Annotated in this window: 16 protein-coding genes; 8 read left to right on the top strand and 8 right to left on the bottom strand. The window is 52.2% G+C overall.

Features of this window, described 5'->3' with window-relative positions:
- Nucleotides 1-27 precede the first annotated feature (27 nt).
- The 4 genes from HMPREF6485_RS03025 (at nt 28) to HMPREF6485_RS03010 (ending at nt 5,006) form a co-directional block, all read left to right on the top strand.
- A complete protein-coding gene (locus HMPREF6485_RS03025) occupies nt 28-396 on the top strand; it encodes a hypothetical protein (protein WP_004344599.1) in 369 nt (122 codons plus the stop codon).
- 19 nt (nt 397-415) lie between these two features.
- Nucleotides 416-2,764: a pectate lyase family protein gene (locus HMPREF6485_RS03020; RefSeq protein ID WP_004344598.1), complete on the top strand. Its 2,349-nt coding sequence runs from the start codon at nt 416-418 to the stop codon at nt 2,762-2,764.
- 413 nt (nt 2,765-3,177) lie between these two features.
- Nucleotides 3,178-4,398, top strand: coding sequence for a C10 family peptidase (locus HMPREF6485_RS03015; protein WP_082231294.1), 1,221 nt, complete (start codon nt 3,178-3,180; stop codon nt 4,396-4,398).
- Between the two features lie 5 nt (nt 4,399-4,403).
- Complete coding sequence (locus HMPREF6485_RS03010) at nt 4,404-5,006, top strand: hypothetical protein (protein WP_004344596.1); 603 nt, start codon at nt 4,404-4,406, stop codon at nt 5,004-5,006.
- A 154-nt stretch (nt 5,007-5,160) separates the two neighbouring features.
- Here the strand turns inward: HMPREF6485_RS03010 and HMPREF6485_RS03005 are convergent, their stop codons facing one another.
- The 7 genes from HMPREF6485_RS03005 to HMPREF6485_RS02975 form a co-directional block, all read right to left on the bottom strand.
- Entirely contained in the window at nt 5,161-6,288 is a 1,128-nt protein-coding gene (locus tag HMPREF6485_RS03005; protein WP_004344595.1) for a DEAD/DEAH box helicase, read from the bottom strand.
- A 402-nt stretch (nt 6,289-6,690) separates the two neighbouring features.
- On the bottom strand, nt 6,691-7,659 hold the full coding sequence (locus HMPREF6485_RS03000) for an aldo/keto reductase (protein ID WP_004344594.1): 969 nt from the start codon (nt 7,657-7,659) through the stop codon (nt 6,691-6,693).
- Between the two features lie 9 nt (nt 7,660-7,668).
- Complete coding sequence (locus HMPREF6485_RS02995; RefSeq protein WP_004344592.1) at nt 7,669-9,555, bottom strand: 4-hydroxy-3-methylbut-2-en-1-yl diphosphate synthase; 1,887 nt, start codon at nt 9,553-9,555, stop codon at nt 7,669-7,671.
- A 46-nt stretch (nt 9,556-9,601) separates the two neighbouring features.
- Nucleotides 9,602-10,111, bottom strand: a complete 510-nt coding sequence (gene purE, locus HMPREF6485_RS02990) for a 5-(carboxyamino)imidazole ribonucleotide mutase (protein WP_004344591.1) — start codon at nt 10,109-10,111, stop codon at nt 9,602-9,604.
- A 51-nt stretch (nt 10,112-10,162) separates the two neighbouring features.
- Nucleotides 10,163-10,789, bottom strand: a complete 627-nt coding sequence (locus tag HMPREF6485_RS02985) for a phosphatase PAP2 family protein (protein ID WP_004344590.1) — start codon at nt 10,787-10,789, stop codon at nt 10,163-10,165.
- A 37-nt stretch (nt 10,790-10,826) separates the two neighbouring features.
- Entirely contained in the window at nt 10,827-12,338 is a 1,512-nt protein-coding gene (rpoN, locus tag HMPREF6485_RS02980) for an RNA polymerase factor sigma-54 (protein WP_004344589.1), read from the bottom strand.
- A 63-nt stretch (nt 12,339-12,401) separates the two neighbouring features.
- Complete coding sequence (locus HMPREF6485_RS02975) at nt 12,402-13,046, bottom strand: hypothetical protein (protein WP_004342062.1); 645 nt, start codon at nt 13,044-13,046, stop codon at nt 12,402-12,404.
- A 218-nt stretch (nt 13,047-13,264) separates the two neighbouring features.
- Here HMPREF6485_RS02975 and HMPREF6485_RS02970 point away from each other — a divergent pair, with 218 nt between their 5' ends.
- The 4 genes from HMPREF6485_RS02970 (at nt 13,265) to HMPREF6485_RS02955 (ending at nt 18,392) form a co-directional block, all read left to right on the top strand.
- A complete protein-coding gene (locus HMPREF6485_RS02970) occupies nt 13,265-14,557 on the top strand; it encodes a histidine-type phosphatase (protein WP_004344587.1) in 1,293 nt (430 codons plus the stop codon).
- Between the two features lie 218 nt (nt 14,558-14,775).
- Nucleotides 14,776-15,963, top strand: coding sequence for a glycosyltransferase (locus tag HMPREF6485_RS02965; RefSeq protein ID WP_004344586.1), 1,188 nt, complete (start codon nt 14,776-14,778; stop codon nt 15,961-15,963).
- Nucleotides 15,964-16,031: 68 nt separating this feature from the next.
- Nucleotides 16,032-17,045: a glycosyl transferase family 90 gene (locus tag HMPREF6485_RS02960; RefSeq protein ID WP_004344584.1), complete on the top strand. Its 1,014-nt coding sequence runs from the start codon at nt 16,032-16,034 to the stop codon at nt 17,043-17,045.
- Between the two features lie 807 nt (nt 17,046-17,852).
- Nucleotides 17,853-18,392, top strand: coding sequence for a hypothetical protein (locus HMPREF6485_RS02955; protein WP_004342066.1), 540 nt, complete (start codon nt 17,853-17,855; stop codon nt 18,390-18,392).
- A gap of 152 nt (nt 18,393-18,544) precedes the next feature.
- On the opposite strand, the gene HMPREF6485_RS02950 is transcribed toward HMPREF6485_RS02955, so the two are convergent.
- Complete coding sequence (locus HMPREF6485_RS02950) at nt 18,545-19,363, bottom strand: class I SAM-dependent methyltransferase (protein WP_004344583.1); 819 nt, start codon at nt 19,361-19,363, stop codon at nt 18,545-18,547.
- Between the last annotated feature and the right edge of the window lie 220 nt (nt 19,364-19,583).

Below are 19,583 nucleotides of genomic sequence, written 5' to 3'. Positions count from 1 at the left end.
TATCCTAACTATTAAAACCTAATTTGAATGAAACAACTTCGTTTAATGCTTGCAGTCACCATGTCTGCATGTTGTCTCGGTGTGTGGGCAGAGGGCAAGCAGACAGTCACTGTCAACGGATTGGCAGTGGAAAAGAGCGTGAAGAAAATCACGTTTTCGGGCGGAAATGCGACGCTGGCCTACGCTGACGGTAGCGAGCAGACCGAGGACATGGGGCTGCTGCGCCTTTCTTTCACTTATTCGCAGACCACCGGCATCAGCCGGTCTACGACTGCCGAGGCAAGACCGATGGTCTCCCGGGTGTACAACCTCAACGGGCAGTATGTGGGCGCATCGCTCAGCGGTTTGCCAAAAGGCATCTACATTGTGAACGGCAGGAAGGTGGTCGTGAAATAAACTAATTCAACAAAGACAAATGAAAAGATATTTACACAAGAGCGTTTTACTCTCCCTGCTCCTCTCATGGACAAGTGTGGGCATTCATGCACAGTCGTGGAACTTCACTTCTCTGCCGGCTACAGACGAAGCCTGTCTGAAAGCCGATGCGCAGAATTGGAAATATGACAGCAGCAAGAAACGCTATTCCTATAACCAAGCCATCACCGATGGCGAGCTTATGGCCAACAAGCAGGTGCTCGGCATGACGCAGGGACTGCATTTTACGGCCGGTGCCGCCGACAAGATAAGGATAGATACGGGTAAGGAATTGCAGTTTAACGGGACAAATATCGTGCTGACCGTCCCCGGACTCAAGGCCGGACAGCAGGTGACCATCGTCTTTGCATCGTCGAGCAAGAAAGATGCCCGCACGCTGGCCCTGTCCAATCTCACCGATACCAAGGGTTTCGCCAAGGCCAATGGCACCAACCGACAGACCGGTACGGGCACGGTGGCAACCGATGGCAGCGTGACATTCACCACGGCCGACGGCGGAATCAATGTCTATTCGCTCAAAGTGACCGACTTGTCGGGCGGAGGTGGTACCGGTGGAGCCGGTGGAACACTCAGCTCCGACCACTCTGTGGGCTTTTCTACAACTCGTAATCAAGCCATGGTCACTACTACCAATGGCGAAACGAAATACTATAATACCGACGAATTGAGCGACATCTCCATCGACGATGCCAAAGAGACGGTTGCCGTCAACGGCCTGTCTTTCAGCGATGTGTACACCCGTCTGGCTGCCGGTATTGCCTTTTCCAAGGCTGCCGAACAGGGAGAGAACGGCGAAATCACGGACAATGGCGTGACCATCACCGAGTCGAAAGGTTGGCTGGAGACTGCCTATGCCAAGTGGAAGCCCGTAGACGGAGCACAAACCTATCATGTCTATGTGAAGGGAGGGCAGTATGCCGGTTACACCCGGGTCGATGCCGAGTTGGTGCGGGCCTATACCGGCTATCTGAGAGTCGACATCCCGGGACTCAAAGCAGGCACCTACGCGCTGAAAGTGGTGGCTGTGAAAGATGGCGTTGAGAGACTTTCGGGCGAAGTGACGGGCCTCCAAGTGAAGAACTATAACCGTGAGGGCTTTGCCCACAAGGGTTTCTCGGGCGTGGGGGCCTATAACAATGATGGCACATTGAAGTCAGGAGCGGTGGTCATCTACGTGAACAAGGACAATGCTAAGACCGTCAGTGCCCGGCTGAGCAGCGGCACATTCACCGGTCTTCAGGCCATCTTGAACGCCTATCAGAAGGGAAATGTCACCACGCCGCTGGCTGTGAGAGTGTTGGGACTGGTGAAAAACGGGCAGACCGATGCTTTCGGAAGCAGTGTCGAAGGCATCCAAATCAAAGGAAAGAGGGCCGACAGTGAACTGAATATCACCATCGAAGGCATCGGTGAGGATGCCACCATCCACGGTTTTGGCTTCTTGGTGAGAAATTCTAAGAGCGTTGAGTTCCGCAATCTGGGCATCATGCGTGCCATGGACGACGGAATATCGCTTGATACTGACAACTCCAATATTTGGATTCACCACATCGACGTGTTCTACGGCAAGGCCGGCGGCGGCGACCATGCCAAGGGCGACGGTGCCATTGATGTTAAATCAAATTCTAAATTCGTCACCATAGACCACTGCCACTTCTGGGACACGGGCAAGTCGAGCATGTGTGGCATGAAGAGTGAGTCCGGGCCCAACTACATCACCTATCATCACAACTGGTTTGACCATAGCGATTCGCGCCACGCCCGCGTCCGCACAATGAGTGTGCATCTGTGGAACAACTTCTACGATGGCTGCGCCAAATACGGTATCGGGGCCACCACGGGCTCCAGCGTGTTCTCCGAGAACAACTACTTCCGCGCCACCAAAGACCCCATCTTGATTTCCCTGCAAGGCACCGATGCCAAAGGCTCCGGCACTTTCTCCGGTGAGTCGGGCGGCATGGTGAAGGAATACGGCAGCATCTTCGCCGAGAAAGGTTCCGGGAGCAACTACTCCCCCATCACCTACGCGGCCGACAACAAGAGTTTCGACTTCTATCAGGCTGCTTCGCGTGACGAGCAAGTACCCTCTTCCGTTGTGTCTCTCAACGGTGGCAACACCTATAACAATTTCGACACCAACCCCTCACTGATGTATTCCTACACTCTCGATGCCACAGCAGCCGTGCCCTCGCGGGTGACGGGCTACTATGGTGCAGGTCGTCTCAACCACGGTTCGCTGCAGTTTAAGTTCGACAACGCTGTGGAAGATACCAATGATGCTCCCATCCCCGCATTGGAGACACTCATAGACAGCTATACCGGCGAGTAAACCGGTTGTGATGTGAAGGGAGTTTTAGTTCTTATATAGATTAAGTTTGGCTCTCCTATAAATTATGCTTAGCCATCATGCAGGCTAAGTTCAGCTTTTATTCAAGCTAAGTTTAGCCTTCAAAGAAAAGTGCCGCAGCTCTGCACAATGCGTTCAGAGTTGCGGCACTTTCTGTGTGAAGCCTATGCGCGGATGGTGCACGCACTTCGCACAAGGTCGAAGGCAGGCATACAGTTTCTGTCAATGAATCCTCTAGTCTTTCCAATATCATGTTCGGATGATATTTTCCTTGTATTTTTAATAAAAAATAATGATAATGTTATTAAACGCCAAAGATATTTTATATATTTGCACAATGTTTAATAGAAAAATCTATAATTTATTATGAAGTGTTTTTAAGAAAAGCATTATTTATGCTGTTGACTACATTAAGCTTAATGTCATGTAGCCAAGATGAGCAAGTGAGTGTCAAACAAAGTAATTTACTTACTACCAGTCACAAAATTACTGTAGAAGAAGCTAAGAAGAATGTGATGGATTTTGTGTCTAAATTAAATCAGGACACTCGTGCTTCGTCTTTTTGGGGTGTAAATATTGGGACGGTAGAAGTAGTCTCAATTCCTAATGGAACTCGATCGGGTATTCCTGTAAATCTTGATTCTTTGTTTTACATCATCAATTTTAAAGACAATAAAGGCTTTGCAATAGCCTCTTCAGATGATCGGGAAGTACCTATATTCGCATTGGTTGAGGAAGGGAATTATTCTTATGATAATGATACTATTACTAATGCGGGATTTGAAGCATTTATGAGTGGGCTGATAGAACAAAAAGCGAGTTGTAGAGAGAGTGGATTATCTTATTATGTACTTGAAGAACCCGATATGCCAAGCGGTGGTGGAGATTATCCTGATGATAAATTTGAAATGATGGCACCATTGCTTGCTACTAAGTGGGGGCAAGGAGCCCCGTACAATAAATATTGCCCCGGTCCTTATACAGGGTGTGTGATTACGGCAATAAGCCAGATATGCTCTTACTTACAGACACCGAATACCATTCAATATAATATTGATGGAGAGGCAGGTGCTACTATATTGGATTGGCTAAGAATAAATAATGAATGTAGTAAGAATAATGGAGAATTAATTACTAATGAATTGGAAGATCATATAGCAAAACTCATGAGATTTTGGGGAGGTGCATTTGGAGCTAAATATAAAGCAGGAGGAACATCGGCAAATACAGAAGATGCCTTAAAAATAATGAGAGGTTATGGATTTAATGTTTCCAGCCTTGATGAATATGATGTCAATGCTGTAATAAATGATTTGAAGAAAGGAAATAGAATTGTTATTATGCGAGGTAATGGGCGTTATTATCATGTTGGGTTAGTCTTTAGGAAATATGTCGATGGGCATGCTTGGGTTGTTGATGGATATATCGATCAAATTAAAAATCGCAAAGAGACCAAATATATACATTGTAATTGGGGCTGGAATGGACTACATAATGGCTATTTTCTAAGTACAGCTTTGAATGCAGAAGAAAATCCTGCGTATGATGATGGCATTGTCTCTACAAGAAGTAGTAATTTTAGGTATAAATTAAAGACGGCAACATTTATAAAGTAAGTGATATGAGAAACTTTTTCAAGACGCTACCTATATTGGTATCTGTCGTAATAATGACGTTTATATCTTGTACAGAATCCGAAGGGCCTTTTGGAATTTCCGATTTTCATTTATTTGTCAGATTTCAAAACGCCGATGGGAGAAATCTTGCCGATTCGGCGAATGTATTGGGCAATGATGATATAGCAAGACTGAAAGCGGACACCGTGAAAGATTTGCATTTAAGCATCGAAAGAATGAATTCCGGTCGTAAGCCGGTGGAGTTGGGAATAGTAGATTGGATAAAAACAAAGAGTTCCATGAATAGTTCTGATTTACCAAATGTGGATTATGGAAAAATGGGAACAATGCTTGAACTCCAGTTTTTTGATAGGTCGATTTGGGATAAGAATGATATTCGCAATGAAGCCTATCTATTGACATTCAATAGTGATAAACTTTTTGAAAACGATGAGAATCATACGATAAAATTCTATATACATATCTATGGTCGTGGACAATATAGAACCTATCGGTGTGAGGTTGACGGTAAAGAAGTGCCGATAGATGATGTTATAAGCGATAAAAGGAATTATGGGCTTTATGGAGCTGTTATAGTTACAATATGATAGTGATGAAGCTTAGGGAGAAATCTTGATAACAGCACTTTCCCGTCATGCCGTCATACTTGCTGTCAGCTCTAATTTATTGATAATCTTTTAGTTAGACGTAAGTATGACGGCATGACGGGAAGATATGCAAAAACTATTTTCTGTATTTTTGTTATTTGAGTGGCGACTGGGCAATGGGGAGTTTCTTGCCCGTGAGTTTCTGGATATCTCTGACCATGGGCCGCTCCTCCTGCGTGCAGAAAGTCAGTGCCACACCGCTGTTGCCGGCCCGACCTGTGCGGCCAATGCGGTGGACATAGGTCTCGGCCACATCAGGCAAGTCGTAGTTGATTACCATTTGCAGGTTGGCAATGTCGATGCCACGGGCTGCGATGTCGGTGGCTACGATGACGCGCGTCTTCCCCGACTTGAAGTTGGTGAGAGCCCGTTGGCGGGCATTCTGCGACTTGTTGCCATGGATGGCTTCACACTCGATGTGGCGGGCCTTGAGCTTGCGGGCTATGCGGTCGGCCCCATGCTTGGTACGTGAAAACACGAGTGCCGAACGGTTGCCGTCGTTTTTGAGCACACTGACGAGAAGATCTGTCTTCTGCGGTTTCTCCACGAAGTAGAGCCGTTGTTCGATGGTGTCCACCACCGATGACACAGGAGCCACCTCTACCCTCGCAGGCTTGTAGAGCAGCGACTTGGAGAGTTTGGCTATGGTCTCGGGCATGGTGGCCGAGAAGAGCAGCGTCTGCCGGCGTTTGGGCAGCAGGGGGATGAGTTTCTTGATGTCGTGGATGAATCCCATGTCGAGCATACGGTCGGCCTCGTCAAGTACAAAGTGGCGGATGTGTTCCAGCGTGATGATGTGTTGCGAGATGAGGTCGAGCAGTCGGCCCGGAGTGGCGATGAGGATGTCCACCCCCCGTTCCAGTTCCTTCACCTGTCCGTTCTGGCTTACGCCTCCGAAGATGACGCAGCAACGCAGCCGGGTGAACTTTGAATAATCTTTAAAGCATTCCTCTATCTGTATGGCCAATTCGCGTGTGGGCGTGAGGATGAGGGCCTTGATGTCCCGCCGGCGGTTGTCGTCTGCGCTTTTAGCAAGTTGCTGGATGATGGGAATGGCAAAGGCAGCCGTTTTTCCCGTACCCGTCTGGGCGATACCCAGCAGGTCTCTGCCTTCAAGGCCTATAGGGATGGCTTTTTGCTGAATGGGGGTAGGGGTTTCATACTCTTTGAGTTCAAGCGCCTTCAGTATGGGCTTGGAGATATTTAATTCGTTGAATGTCATTTGTTTGATATTTGGCTGCCGCTCATGGCAGCATGTTGTTGTTAAAGAAAGGGATATGCCGTGGGAGAAGAAAGACCCTGAAAGCCTGCACGGAATGTTATCCTACTTGTGTGGGGTGGGAGAGAAAGGAACACGGGCGTGCGGTCAACTTGCGACATTCGGACGGCTAAGATGAAAACAGAAAAAGCATGATTCGTAAGAAGATGCTTCCCGCATGTTGATTTCTTCGGGTGCAAAGGTACGACTTCTTTTTGAAATACCGGCCTTTGGAGAGTGAAATATTCTATTTGTGTAGCTCCATTACATGATTCCATAGCTGCATTTCCAAAAACAAAAAAGGTTCTCCCGATGTTTTATGGGAGAACCTTTGAGGTATGTGTCTTGTTGCGTGATGCCATACACTTAGAACGGTTGGGCATGCACGCACTTCATGTTTTGTTCTAATTGCGCCACACTGCTTGCACCGACAAGCACGGAAGTGACACCCTGCTGATGCAGAATCCATGCCAAAGCCATTTCTGCAAGCGTTTCGTTGCGTTCATGGGCCTGTGCGTTCAGTTCCTGAAGATGGGCCGTCAGTTCGGGAGTAAGGGTTTCACGTTTGAGAAATCGGCCTTTAGCCATGCGGCTGTCGTCGGGCACACCGTTGAGATAGCGGTCGGTGAGCAGTCCTTGAGCCAGTGGTGAGAAACTGATGAAGCCGATGCCGTGGTCGTGGCAGAATTGCAGCCGACCTTCTTCCAGCGGTTGACGGTTGATGAGGTTGAGCTTGTCTTGGTAGATGAGCAGTGGCGTGTCATGCTCCCGAAGATACTGTTCGGCAACGGTGAGGGCCTCAAGAGGCCAACGGGAGATGCCGATGTAGAGTGCCTTGCCTTGTCGAACGATGTCTACGAGAGCCTGAAGTGTCTCTTCGAGTGGCGTGTTGGGGTCGTAGCGGTGGCTGTAGAAGAGATCCACATAATCTAACCGCATACGTCGTAGACTCTGGTCGATGCTGGCCATGAGGTACTTACGGCTTCCCCAGTTGCCGTAAGGGCCCGGCCACATGTCATAGCCGGCTTTCGATGAGATGAAAAGTTCGTCACGATAGGGCCGTAAATCATCGTCCATCAGTCGGCCCATCGTCTCTTCGGCCGTCCCGTAAGGTGGGCCGTAGTTGTTGGCAAGGTCGAAATGGGTGATGCCGTGGTCGAAGGCATAGTGGGTGATGGCCCGGCTGCGCTCGTAGGAGTCCACAGCTCCGAAGTTGTGCCAGAAACCGAGAGAGACCTTTGGAAGCATCACTCCCGAGTGTCCGCAACGGCGGTACAACGTTTCCGAGTCGTCGTAACGTTCCGGCGAGGGTGTGTAAATACCTTTAATATCCATTAGCTTATTCTATTTTCGGTCGTTTTTGATGAGAGCAAGCAAATGTTCTACGGCCACTTCCTGTGGGATGTTGCGCTCTATGCACACTTGCTTGCGATAGAGGCTCACACGATTGGGACCCGCCCCCACATAGCCATAGTCGGCATCGGCCATCTCTCCGGGCCCGTTCACGATACATCCCATGATGCCTATTTTGAGACCTTTCATGCCTTTGGTGGCCTCCCGTATTTTGGCAATGGTTTCCCGAAGATCGTAAAGAGTGCGTCCACAGCCCGGGCAAGAGATATATTCGGTCTTCGAGGTGCGCAGACGGGCTGCCTGAAGAATGCCGAAAGCTGTCTCGTCGACCGTCTCCGCAGGGATGTCACCATCGTTCATGAGCCATATTCCATCGGTGAGTCCATCAATCATCAGTGCGCCCATGTCGGCTGCCGCTTCGAGTTGGAAATCACTTTTTTCCTTCTCGGAATGGCGGTACATCTGGCAGAAGACGACAGGATTGGTCAGCCCGTTAACCGACAGTTCATGTACCAGTGCCCGTTGTTCTCCCAGTCGGTTTTGATGGTTGCTCATGCAGACCACCACCACTTCGGGATGGGCTTTCAGGCAGGCTATGTATTCCTCACTCGGCGCACCGAACGGGAGTACGAGAAATTTGGCATCGGCCTGCACCTGTGAGATGAACGGTGTGGCGTTGTAAGGGAAAATGGGGAATACACGACCTTTTAAATTCTCGATATTCCCTTCAGAAGCGAGATGAGCGTAGGCATCAAAATCTATGATATATTTCTGCTGTTTTTGCAACTCTTGCGGCAACGCCTGTCCGGTGTAGAGGTAATCCGGCCTTGTGTCCGCATTGCTCACCACAACGGCACACTTCTGTTCCTTGTCGGCAGACCGTGAGGCAATGACCACCGGCACCTGTTCGCCCCCAATGATATCCACAGCATGAGTCTTGCGACGCACCGGATGCAGCCAGTCGAAGTAGGGCGCAGCTTCTCCGGGAATCATCGTCTGGCCGGCTTTGCGGCCGATGTAGTCTACAAGATGCCGGGCCACGGGTACCTCCGCTTCCGGTTCTTCACTGAGACTCACTCGAATGGTGTCTCCGATGCCGTCGGCCAACAGCGCCCCGATGCCCACAGCACTCTTGATGCGGCCGTCCTCGCCCTCGCCGGCTTCGGTCACTCCGAGGTGGAGAGGGTAGTGCATGTCTTCTTTCTCCATTGTGTCGACGAGCAGACGCACCGAACGCACCATCACCACCGTGTTGGAAGACTTGATGGAAATCACCACATCCTTGAAGTCCTGTTGCTTGCAGATGCGCAAAAACTCCATGCAACTCTCCACGATTCCTTCCGGCGTGTCACCGTAGCGGTTGCGTATCCGGTCGGAGAGCGAGCCGTGGTTCACGCCTATGCGGATGGCCGTATGGTTTTCCTTACAGATGTTGAGGAAAGGCACGAAGCGGTCTTCTATCTTCTGCAATTCCAGGGCATACTCCTCGTCGGTGTATTCCAGTTTGATGAATTTGCGCGCCGGGTCTACATAGTTGCCCGGATTCACGCGCACTTTCTCGGCATAGCGTGCCGCCACATCGGCTACCTTGGGATTGAAATGCACATCGGCCACGAGGGGAGTGAGATAGCCTTTGGCACGCAGCGAGGCGTTGATGTTTTTCAGATTCTCGGCTTCCTTAGTGCCTTGTGTCGTCAACCGTACCAGTTCTCCGCCGGCCTTGATGATGCGTTCGGCCTGTTCCACGCAGGCCTCGGTGTCGTTGGTGTCGGTCGTGGTCATCGACTGGATGCGTATAGGGTTTTCTCCCCCCATGTCAATGGCCCCAATATGGATCTCTGTAGATTTGCGTCTTTGATAATTAAATAGGTCTATCATGTGATGATATATAGTTTAGAGGGATGTCGGGCGTGTGGACTGTGGGTCAGTCCACCTTGAACTTATAGTCTTTGATTTCGGAAAGTTCCCGATTGGCTTTTTCTATTTTGGCACCGAGACCGGCTTTCCAAGCATCCACCTTGCGTGCAATCTCTTCGTCGCCAAGGGCCATCATCTCCGCTGCGAGGATGGCAGCATTCTGTGCTCCGTTCACCCCCACCGTGGCAACGGGTATTCCCGGCGGCATCTGAATGATGGAGAGCATGGCATCAAGACCGTCCAACATACCCTTGATGGGCACTCCGATGACTGGCAGTGGGGTAGAGGCAGCAATCACTCCTGGTAGGGCGGCGGCCATGCCGGCTCCGGCTATGATGACCTTGACTCCACGAGCCTTGGCCCCTTTGGCAAAAGTTTCCACGGCATCGGGTGTGCGGTGGGCTGAGAGTGCATTCACCTCAAAGGGAATCTCATTGTCGTCGAGCCACTTGCAGGCTTTTTCCATGATGGGCAAGTCGCTTGTCGAGCCCATGATAATACTTACTAATGGTTTCATATAAAATGTATTTTGAAATTGCTCTTGGCTGTCGGGGCTTTCTCCCTCACACTATGCGATGGCCGGATGCAGTACGATGAGATAGGCCACCACGCTCCCCAACAGAAATCCCGTGACCACTTGGGCAAGCGAATGCTGGCGCAATATCATGCGGCTGGTGCCCACCATACCACTTACGATGAGCACCAGACAGAGCCACCAGATGGGGTTGAAAGTGAATATGCGGGCAAAGGCCAGCAGTGCTCCGGCCACGCCACCGATGGCAGCACTGTGGGTGGAGATTTTCCACCACACGTTGATGAGTGCGCACATCATCTGTATGACGAGCGCAGCCACGAGAATGATGCTGATAAAGCGTGGGATGTTGCGTGCATCCATGATGTAGAAGCACGTGAAATAGCACACGATGGAGATGATATAGGGTATCATGCGACGCTCCTTGTGTCCCAGTTCCATGGGTGTCCAGCCCTGATAGCGGCGGTAGAGATGGATGAGGAAGGAAGGCAGAAGCACCGTGAAGAGATACACCATGCCCAACACGAGCAGTTTGAATTGCATGGGCAGCACCCGCATGTAGCTAAAAATGAAAAGCACGATGAGCCCCACTATCGGCAGATAGAACGGTGTGAAGAGGACGCTCAGCACCCGTGCGGCCAAGATGATGTTTTTTTCTTTCATTGTTTTATCATTGCCTGTCCTGTTGTATTCTTCGTTTCTACTCTTTTCGCAGCCGCGCCACCGGAATGCCCTGCTGCTCGCGATACTTGGCAACGGTGCGTCGGGCGATGGGGTAGCCCAGTTTTTTCATCTCCTCGGCCAGCGTGTCGTCGCTCATGGGCTTCTTCTTGTTCTCCTTGCCGATGAGGTCTTTTAGGGCCAGTTTGATTTTCCGGGTAGACATTTCTTCGCCGTCTTCGGTGGTGTAGCCATCGCTGAAGAAGAATCGCAGAGGGTATGTGCCCCACTTGGTCTGTGCATATTTCACGTTGCTCACGCGCGAAATGGTTGAGATGTCAAGTCCCGTGCGGTCGGCCACGTCTTTGAGGATCATCGGTTTGAGGTCGGCCTCGTCGCCGTCGGCAAAAAACTTGTGTTGTATTTCGATGATAGCCTTCATCGTGGCATAGAGCGTCAGCCGGCGTTGCCGTATGGCCTCGATGTAGCTCTGTGCCTTTTCCACCTTCTCGCGGGCGTAGACGAGAGCCTCTTTGGTCTGCCGGCCGGCCGGATGCTTGTCGTTCTTGTAGTTTTCGAGCATTTCGGTGAACGAGGGTGAAACGTGCAGTTCGGGCATATTGCCACGGTTCAGGCTGAACGAGACGGAACCGTCTTCGTTAGTGTCTACGATGAAGTCGGGCGTGATTTGTTGCAAGTTGCGTCCTATGGTCTCTCCGAGCGAGGCACCGGGTTTCGGGTTGAGTCGCCGCAATTCGTTTTGCAGCGTCTCCGTCTGTGTGTCTGAGAGTTGCAGCCCGGCCTGTATCTTGTCCCAATGTTTCTTGGTGAAAGCGTCAAAATAGTTGGTGATGACCTCCTCCATGGCCCTGCGGAGCTTGTCGTCGGGCCTGCGGGCTATTTGTAGCAACAGACACTCCTGCAAGTTGCGGGCTCCCACACCGGCGGGGTCGAATTCCTGCAGGCGGTGGAGCACCTCTTCCAATTCGTCCGCACTGGCATCGATGTTGTGATAGACGGCCAGTTCGTCGCTGATGCTGTCGAGGTCTTTGCGCAACAGTCCATCGTCATCGAGCGACCCGATGATGTATTCCATCATGTCGTGTTGCTTCTCGGTGAGGTGCTGCATGTCCATCTGCTCTTTCAGCGTGTCATAGAAAGAGGTGGTGTCACCGTAGACGGTCTCCTCGTAGTCGGCATTCTGGTAGTTGCGGTTGCCGCCCACCTCGGGCATTTCGTCGTCCCGACCTATGTTGTCGAATGCGGCATCGAGTGCGTCTTCGCGCTCCTCACGTTCATACTCCGATGTCTCCCCGTCTTCCTGTTCGCTGCTGTCGCCGGTCGTGTCGCCACCATCAGCTCCCTCAAGGTCCAACGCATCATCGGCCGACGCACTCTCCAGTGCCGGATTGTCGTCGAGTTCGGCATTGATGTTCTGTTCAAGTTCGGTCAGGGGCATTTCCAACAACTTCACTTGCAGCATCTGTTGGGCCGAGAGCCGTTGTAAGAGTTGTTGTTTCTGAACCTGTGTTTGAACTAATTTCTGAGCCATGTGAATGAGTGTTTACGCCCGTTTGCGAGTGATGTGTTGCCGGTCGGTGCCGGTATGCTTGATTTATTTCCAGTATTCTTTCAGTTGCGAAGCAAGTTGGTAAAGCTTTTCGGGGTTGTCGTTGCCGAAGCGGTTCCACACCTCCTGACACGGCACGAGCAGCGGACTGAGCAGGAAGTCGGCACGGTTGAGGTAGGGGTCGCAGAATTGGTACACCTCCATCACCTCGGCAATGAGTTTCGGACTCACCTTGATGAGCTTTGCCAGATCGTTCACTTCCGGTGTTTCGGGCACCATTGTGATGGGAGTGAGTTGGAAGTAGAGGTCGAGAATGAGGATGAGCTTCACCGGTGTGAGCTCCGCACCGGGAGCGATGGGCTTCCAGTCTTTTTCAAACGATTCGTTCATCTCCACCCCTTGATAGAAAGCATCGGCATTGCCATATCCCTTCATGCGCCTGAGCAATTCCACTCCGCGTGCCAGCTTTTTCGGGCTTTTGCCATATTTCTCCCAAAGCCGCCCGATGCGTGGGGTGATCATCCGGAGCTTGAACATCTGCGCGTGGAGAAATTCGGGCGGGATATGCAGGTCGAGGCTCAAGTCCACGATGCCGCGCGAGTAGAGCGGTTTCACGCCCACAGGCTTCTTGAGATAGAGCTGCATGAGCAACAGCCAATACTCGTCCGACCACAGAGGATGTTTAGCCATAAATGCTTCGGTTTAGCTTTAATATGTGCAAAAATAGTGCCAGCGAGAGCAATGAGAGCTTGCTTTCAGATTGCCGAGTGCAGCCTATTTTCTGCAAAAATAGTGCTTTTCGTGCGTAATACAAAATAAAATGCCCGATTATTTGTTTTATTTATGCACCCTTTCGCTTTTCCGGTGAAGGGCGGCAGAATCTATTAACATGGTAAAGTTTAATATGTATGAAGAAAATCAGTTTGTTTCTCGTTGCCTTTGGTCTGTCCTTGGCCGTCTGCGCCCAAAGTGCGCGTGAGGAAATCCGCCGCAACCATTGTCTCTCCGCCAGCAATCATGTGGCCTATCCCGGCCCCGTGCAGCAGCGGCTGACCCCCGCTCCGTCGGGCTATGAACCATTCTATCTGAGCCACTACGGCCGCCACGGCTCCCGCTACCTCATTCGCGGCAGCGAGTATCTGCGTCCCATCCGCCTACTTGAACATGCCGACAGCACCGGTGTGCTCACCGCCATGGGCCGCGATGTGCTGCGCCGCATACGCATGATGTATGAAGAGTCGAAAGACCGTTGGGGCGAACTCACTCCGCTGGGGGCCCGACAGCATCGGGAGATAGCCCGCAGAATGTATGAACGCTTCCCGCAAGTGTTTGCCGATACGGTGGGCGTCGACGCGAAGTCGACCGTCGTCATCCGCTGCATCCTCTCCATGGAGAATGCCCTGCAAGAGTTGGTGCGGCTCAATCCGCGCCTGCGCATCACCCACGACGCGTCCGAGCATGATATGTACTACATGAACCAGACCGACACGGCGCTCAGCCACCACAAAGAGACGCCGGCCGTGAAGGCTGCCTACGACAAGTGGACGAAAGAGCACGTGAACTTTGACCACCTGATGAAGACGCTTTTCATCCAAAGGTCGTTTGTGGCCGATAGCAAGATGATGACAGAAAGCGATTTCGTGTTCCGCCTTTTCCGTCTGGCAGGCATCCTGCAAGACTCCGAACTGCGCCACAAGATAACCCTCTACGACATCTTCACCGACGACGAACTCTACACCGGCTGGCAGCAAAACAACATCTGGTGGTACCTGCATTACGGCAACACGGCCCTCAATGGCGGCATACAGCCTTTTTCGCAGCGCAACCTGCTGCGCAACATCATCCACGAGGCCGACTCCTGCCTGCGTCTGCGCCATCCCGGAGCCACCCTCCGATTCGGCCACGAGACGATGGTGCTGCCGCTCACCTGTCTGCTCAACATCAATGGCTACGGTGAGCAGATAGCCGACATTGACAGGCTGGAGGAGCACGGATGGGTGAACTACCGCATCTTCCCGATGGCGGCCAACCTGCAACTGGTGTTCTACCGCAACAACAAGAAGCCCGGAGACGTTCTCGTGAAGGTGTTGCTCAACGAGAATGAGGTGCGCCTGCCGCTGCCCTCCGACCTTGCGCCCTACTATCGCTGGAGCGATTTCCGCCGTTACTATCTGGCCAAGCTCGACGGCTACCGGCCGTAGACCATGGGTGTAGCCCTGCCACGATGCTGTTTCGATGGTGGCCGGTGCGTTGCGCCACGGACATGCCCCAACGCTTCCGGAGCCGGCGGAAAAGGGGACGGTGGCTCTGCCAAAAGCGAAAAACAGTGGCTAATAATTGCATATATGACTTCTTTTCCCTATTTTTGTAGACTGCTTTTATTCATTACAACACTTCAAGTAATCACTCGACAAGCTTAATGAAGATAGTACATATCAGCATGGCCGACTTCAACGGGGCCGGACTCTGCGCTTACCGCATCTGCAAGGCGCAGCGCGAGATGGGGATCGACAGCCAGATGGTGGTGCTCAACAAGCGCCACCACGACGACTTCATACACCAGTGCGGCAAGAAGCGTTATTTCTACCACAGTGTGTTGCGGAAGACGAAGAAGCTGTTGAGGCTGAAAGACGACGTGAACACCTGCCGCCGGTTGGGTGCCCAGTACCATGCGGTGTACACGCTGCCCGTGTCGTCTATTGACCTCAGCTACGAGCGTCTGCTGCGCGAGGCCGACTTGCTACACATCCATTGGGTGGGAGGCTATCTCGACTATCCCACGTTTTTCGAGGCTTTCAAGGACAAGCCCATTGTCTTCACCCTGCACGATGAAAATGCGCTCTATGGCATAGCCAACATCGAGCAGCAGCTCTTGGCCGACAACCCGTTGGAAAAGAAATACTACCGCATGAAATATGACAGCCTGCACAAGGTGAAACGGCTGGGTGTCGTGTTTCTCTCCCGTATGGCCTACGACCTTTACGGCCATCACGAGATGGTGGCCGACCGGCCTACAACCATCATCCACAACTCCGTGGACACCCGCTTCTACGAGCCCCACGACCGTAGTGAGGCCCGCCGCCGGCTGGGCTTGGCTCCCGAGACTCCGGTCTTTGCTCTCTGTGCCTGCAACATCAACGAACCACGCAAGGGGCTTGAGGTGCTCTCGCAGACGCTCCGGCGCATCTCTCCCGACTGTCGCGTGCTGGCCATAGGCAACAATCGAAGCCGGCCTCGGCGGCACTGGGACAACGTTGTGGAGACCGGACCGGCCTCGGGGCCTGAGGAACTGTCGTGGAGACTGTCTGCTGCCGACTACTTTTGTTTGCCGAGCGCGAAGGAGAACTTTGCCCAGGCACCCATCGAGGCTATGGCTTGCGGACTGCCTGTGGTGGCCTTTCCTTGCAGCGGGACGGAGGAACTCATCACGCCCGCCAACGGCATCAGATGTTCCGACTTCACCTCCGAGGCTTTGGAAGACGGACTGCGCAGGGCGATGGCGACGCGCTACGACCCTGCAGCCATCCGCAGCGATGCCACGGCGCGATTCTCGCCCAAAATTATATGTCGCCAATATCTCGACTTCTATAAGCGGGTGATGGCCTGACCATCGGTGGTAGTGTGCCCAAGGGCTGCATTACCGCCTTTTTTCATACCTTTTCTGCAATTCCTGTCATGCACTGTCCACGTAAAATATATTACACGCTCCATAGCGGCAAAAACTCCAAACTGGCCTACTACATCCGGTCGTATGCCGCCATCTTCACGCCCCGTTTTGTTTTGCGGGCTCTCCTTCGACGCGACCTTCGGGTCCTCGCCGGCCATCCCGACGAGGCCTACATGGAGGAGCGGGCCTCCTATTATTGCCGGCTTGCTCCCGGCGTGCCCTTCGACAGCGACCGGTTTGCCGCCGAGTCGGTGGCGCTGAGCGACCAGAAAGTCACGGGGCAGAAGGTGTATTACCTTGACTCCTACCGCTATGCCAAGGCTTTCGATCCCTCGCTGCGCTGGCTGCTCCTGCCGGGCGACATTGTGCATGTGCCCGCCTTGCCGAGCATCACCAAGAGTAGGCCGCTCACGAGCGACAATGCCAACTCGGTGTTGATGAAGCTCGACCGTGTGCGCCACTTCCTCTTTGTCAACGACCTCAAGCCTTTTGCCGCGAAAAAAGACAAAGTTATCTTCCGCGGACTGATAGGGCAGGACGGCGGCACCGACCTCAAGCAAAACCGCTACAACTTCGTGACGCGCTATTTTGGCCATCCGATGTGTGATGTGGGGGTGATAGACCGCCAGTATCCCGAGTGGAGGACGGAGAAAATGACCATCGGCGAGCATCTCGACTATAAGTTTATCATGGCACTTGAGGGCAACGACGTGGCCAGCAACCTCAAGTGGGTGATGTCGTCAAACTCGGTGGCGGTGATGCCGAGACCCACCTGTGAAACGTGGTTCATGGAGGGCCGACTCAAACCTGACTACCATTACATCGAAATCAAACCCGACTTCTCCGACCTTGAAGAGCGCATCCGCTACTACATCGCCCATCCCGACGAGGCGGAAGCCATCATCCGTCATGCCCACGACTATGTGGCCCAATTCCGCGACAGCCGCCGTGAGCGTCTCATCTCCTTGCTCGTGCTGAAAAAGTATTTTGATTTCACCAATAAGAGACAGCCCACTCCCTGAAGGGGGGCTTTGCCATCCACCTGTTCGTAGGAAGTTAAGCTCCCTTTAGGAGATTTTTTGGGGGAGGCGAAACAAGCGGAAGATAATGGATGGTAGGTGTGAATGACAACCTTGTCCTGCAAGTAGAGGCGGCGCTTTATGCCTGCCCGCACGCCCCTACAAGTAGGACATGGCCTAAGCCCCCTAAGTTTGGAGTCTCCTTGGGGCCATGCCGGGTATATAGCACGAACTATTAAATCTTTCGAAAAAGCCTTACAGCCAAAAGCACTCCTATCTTTTGGCTTTCTAAAAATATTCATCTCATCGCCCAGATCCGCCCCACCAATTTTCTCAGTCGGCCCAAGCGACCATCCAAAAGGGCCACACTTGGAGTCTCGTTTGGCCCGGATGACAACCTCAAAGAGGCCCTTTTACAAAGCCATTTGGGCCGAACGACACCCCCATCGCAGGGATGGAAAGCCCCTTTCAGGGGGGTGGGGGGCTTTTAGGGAGTTTAGAACTTAAAAAAGGGAAACACTTGCGTGCTTCCCTTGCTAATGCAAAGATACTACATGATTTGCCCGAATGCAAATGCGTTGCGAAAACTTCTGACATCAAGAGCATTCCACGAGCATTGTCTGTGTTGCTAAAGAGAAGTGCCCGGAGGGGGATTTCCCCCACAACGAAAGGCATTTCCCTATGCCTTTTTAGGCGAAACATCTTTCTTTGTCAGCCCCTTTGGTCTAACTTTGCGGCAGAGTCAAGAACTTGCTTGACCATAGAGAGTTTATGCAACGGACAATGTTTAACACCTAAAACCTTACGATTATGAAACGTTTGATGATAATGATGGCTTTAGCCCTGACGGTCTCTGCCTCGGCATGGGCCATGAGTTACGAAGAGGCGATGGCGGAAGCACGCTACCTGACCGACAAGATGGCCTACGAACTGGGGCTTACTTCCCGCGAGTACGACCGCATGTATCGCATCAATCTTGACTATTTGTTGAGCGTAGACGACTACGACGACCTCTACTCCTCGTCTTGGCGTGCCCGCAACTCGGCGTTCAGGGCCTTTTTCAACGGCCGTCAGTGGAATCTCTATGTGGGGGCCGACTACTTCTACCGCCCGCTTTCGTGGCGCAACGGTGCCTTCGTGCACAACATCTATATGCGCTATCCGCGTCGGCACGCGCCCCGCTATGTCGTCCCGTGTCCTCCACCTCCCCGCCGTTACGGTCCTTCACCCCGTCCTTACGGTCCCGATTGCCGCGATCGCCGACCGGGTTTCGGTCGTCGACCGGACTTTGATCGTCCCGGTTTCGACCGCCCAGGCCACCATCATCACCACCGGCCGTGGAGGGACTAATATTAAAATTCAGAGATTCAAGGATTCAAGGAATCAAAAGGTGAAAGACTTCGCCTGCGTGTAGGGGCAGCGCTTGATGCCTGCCCGCACGCCATTAAGAGGTAAAAAGATAAAAAAAGTAAAGGGGTAAAGGACTCCGGCTGGAGGAGAAATCAGATAATTTCAAATTTCAGGAGCGAACTAAATCGGAAACAAAGTTTAGGAAACAGGCCTACAGTGTAGCCCATCAGTCCCCAACGGCGGCGGAAGAAACTCATGTAGCTGCACTGTTCGATGAGCCGGAGGTTGGGTGCCCATTGTTCGAAGACATGGCCGTCTTCGAAGCCCGATCGTATCTCCACTTGAGAGTCTCTCAGCGAGTCGGGTTTCACCCCTCGTTTAGACATCATGGGCCCGCACACATCAAGGTAGAGTTCACCACCACCGAAACGCGAGGCTATGCGCGTGACAAACTCCTTCACCTGCTGTTCGTAGAAATACATCATCACCCCTTCGGCGATGATGAGAAAGTCGCTTGACGGATGGCGCGAGCGCAGTTCGTCCATCCAGTCATCGTCAAGCAGTGATGCCGTGAGATAGTGGTCGCCGTCTTCCTCGGGGATGAGTTTTCTGCGCAGTTCCATCACCTCCGGTAAGTCCAGCTCGTAGAATGTGGCCTTGCTGCTCTCTTTGATGCGCTGTCGGCGCGTGTCGAGTCCGCAGCCCACATTCACCACCACGGGGGCGTGGTGGGTGAGTATGAAGCGGCGTGTGGCATCGTCATAATACCGGCCCCTCACCACACAGCCCACGTAGCTCATCTTGGCCTTGTTGAGCTTGTTGTAGTCATAGTCTATCTGTTCCGTCAGCCTTTCGGCCATGTCGTCTTTCAGGATGTTGTCTTTCGTCCTGCGGCTCTCCATAGCCCTCATGTAGAGTGGGATGAGCAGTGTTTCCTGCACGATGTCTGTCAGTTGATATTTCTTTTCCATGATCGGTTATTCTTGTCAATAAGGTATATAAACGAGTTGCATCATCGGCAAATCAAGTGCTGCCGATGATGCAAAGATAAGGATAATCGGCATGGCCGACAATACCCAAAAATGATGAAAATGGAAAAGGCCAAAAAAGGCCCCCAAAAGATCCCCAAAAAGACCCCCAACCCCCTAAAGGGGGCTTTTCCATTCCACTTGTTCGCAGGAAGGTAAAGCC

It is taken from the genome of Segatella buccae ATCC 33574 (assembly GCF_000184945.1).
Classification (GTDB): Bacteria; Bacteroidota; Bacteroidia; order Bacteroidales; family Bacteroidaceae; genus Prevotella; species Prevotella buccae.
The sequence above is the reverse complement of the archived record's forward strand: the minus strand, read 5'-3'. Positions and strand labels throughout refer to the sequence as shown.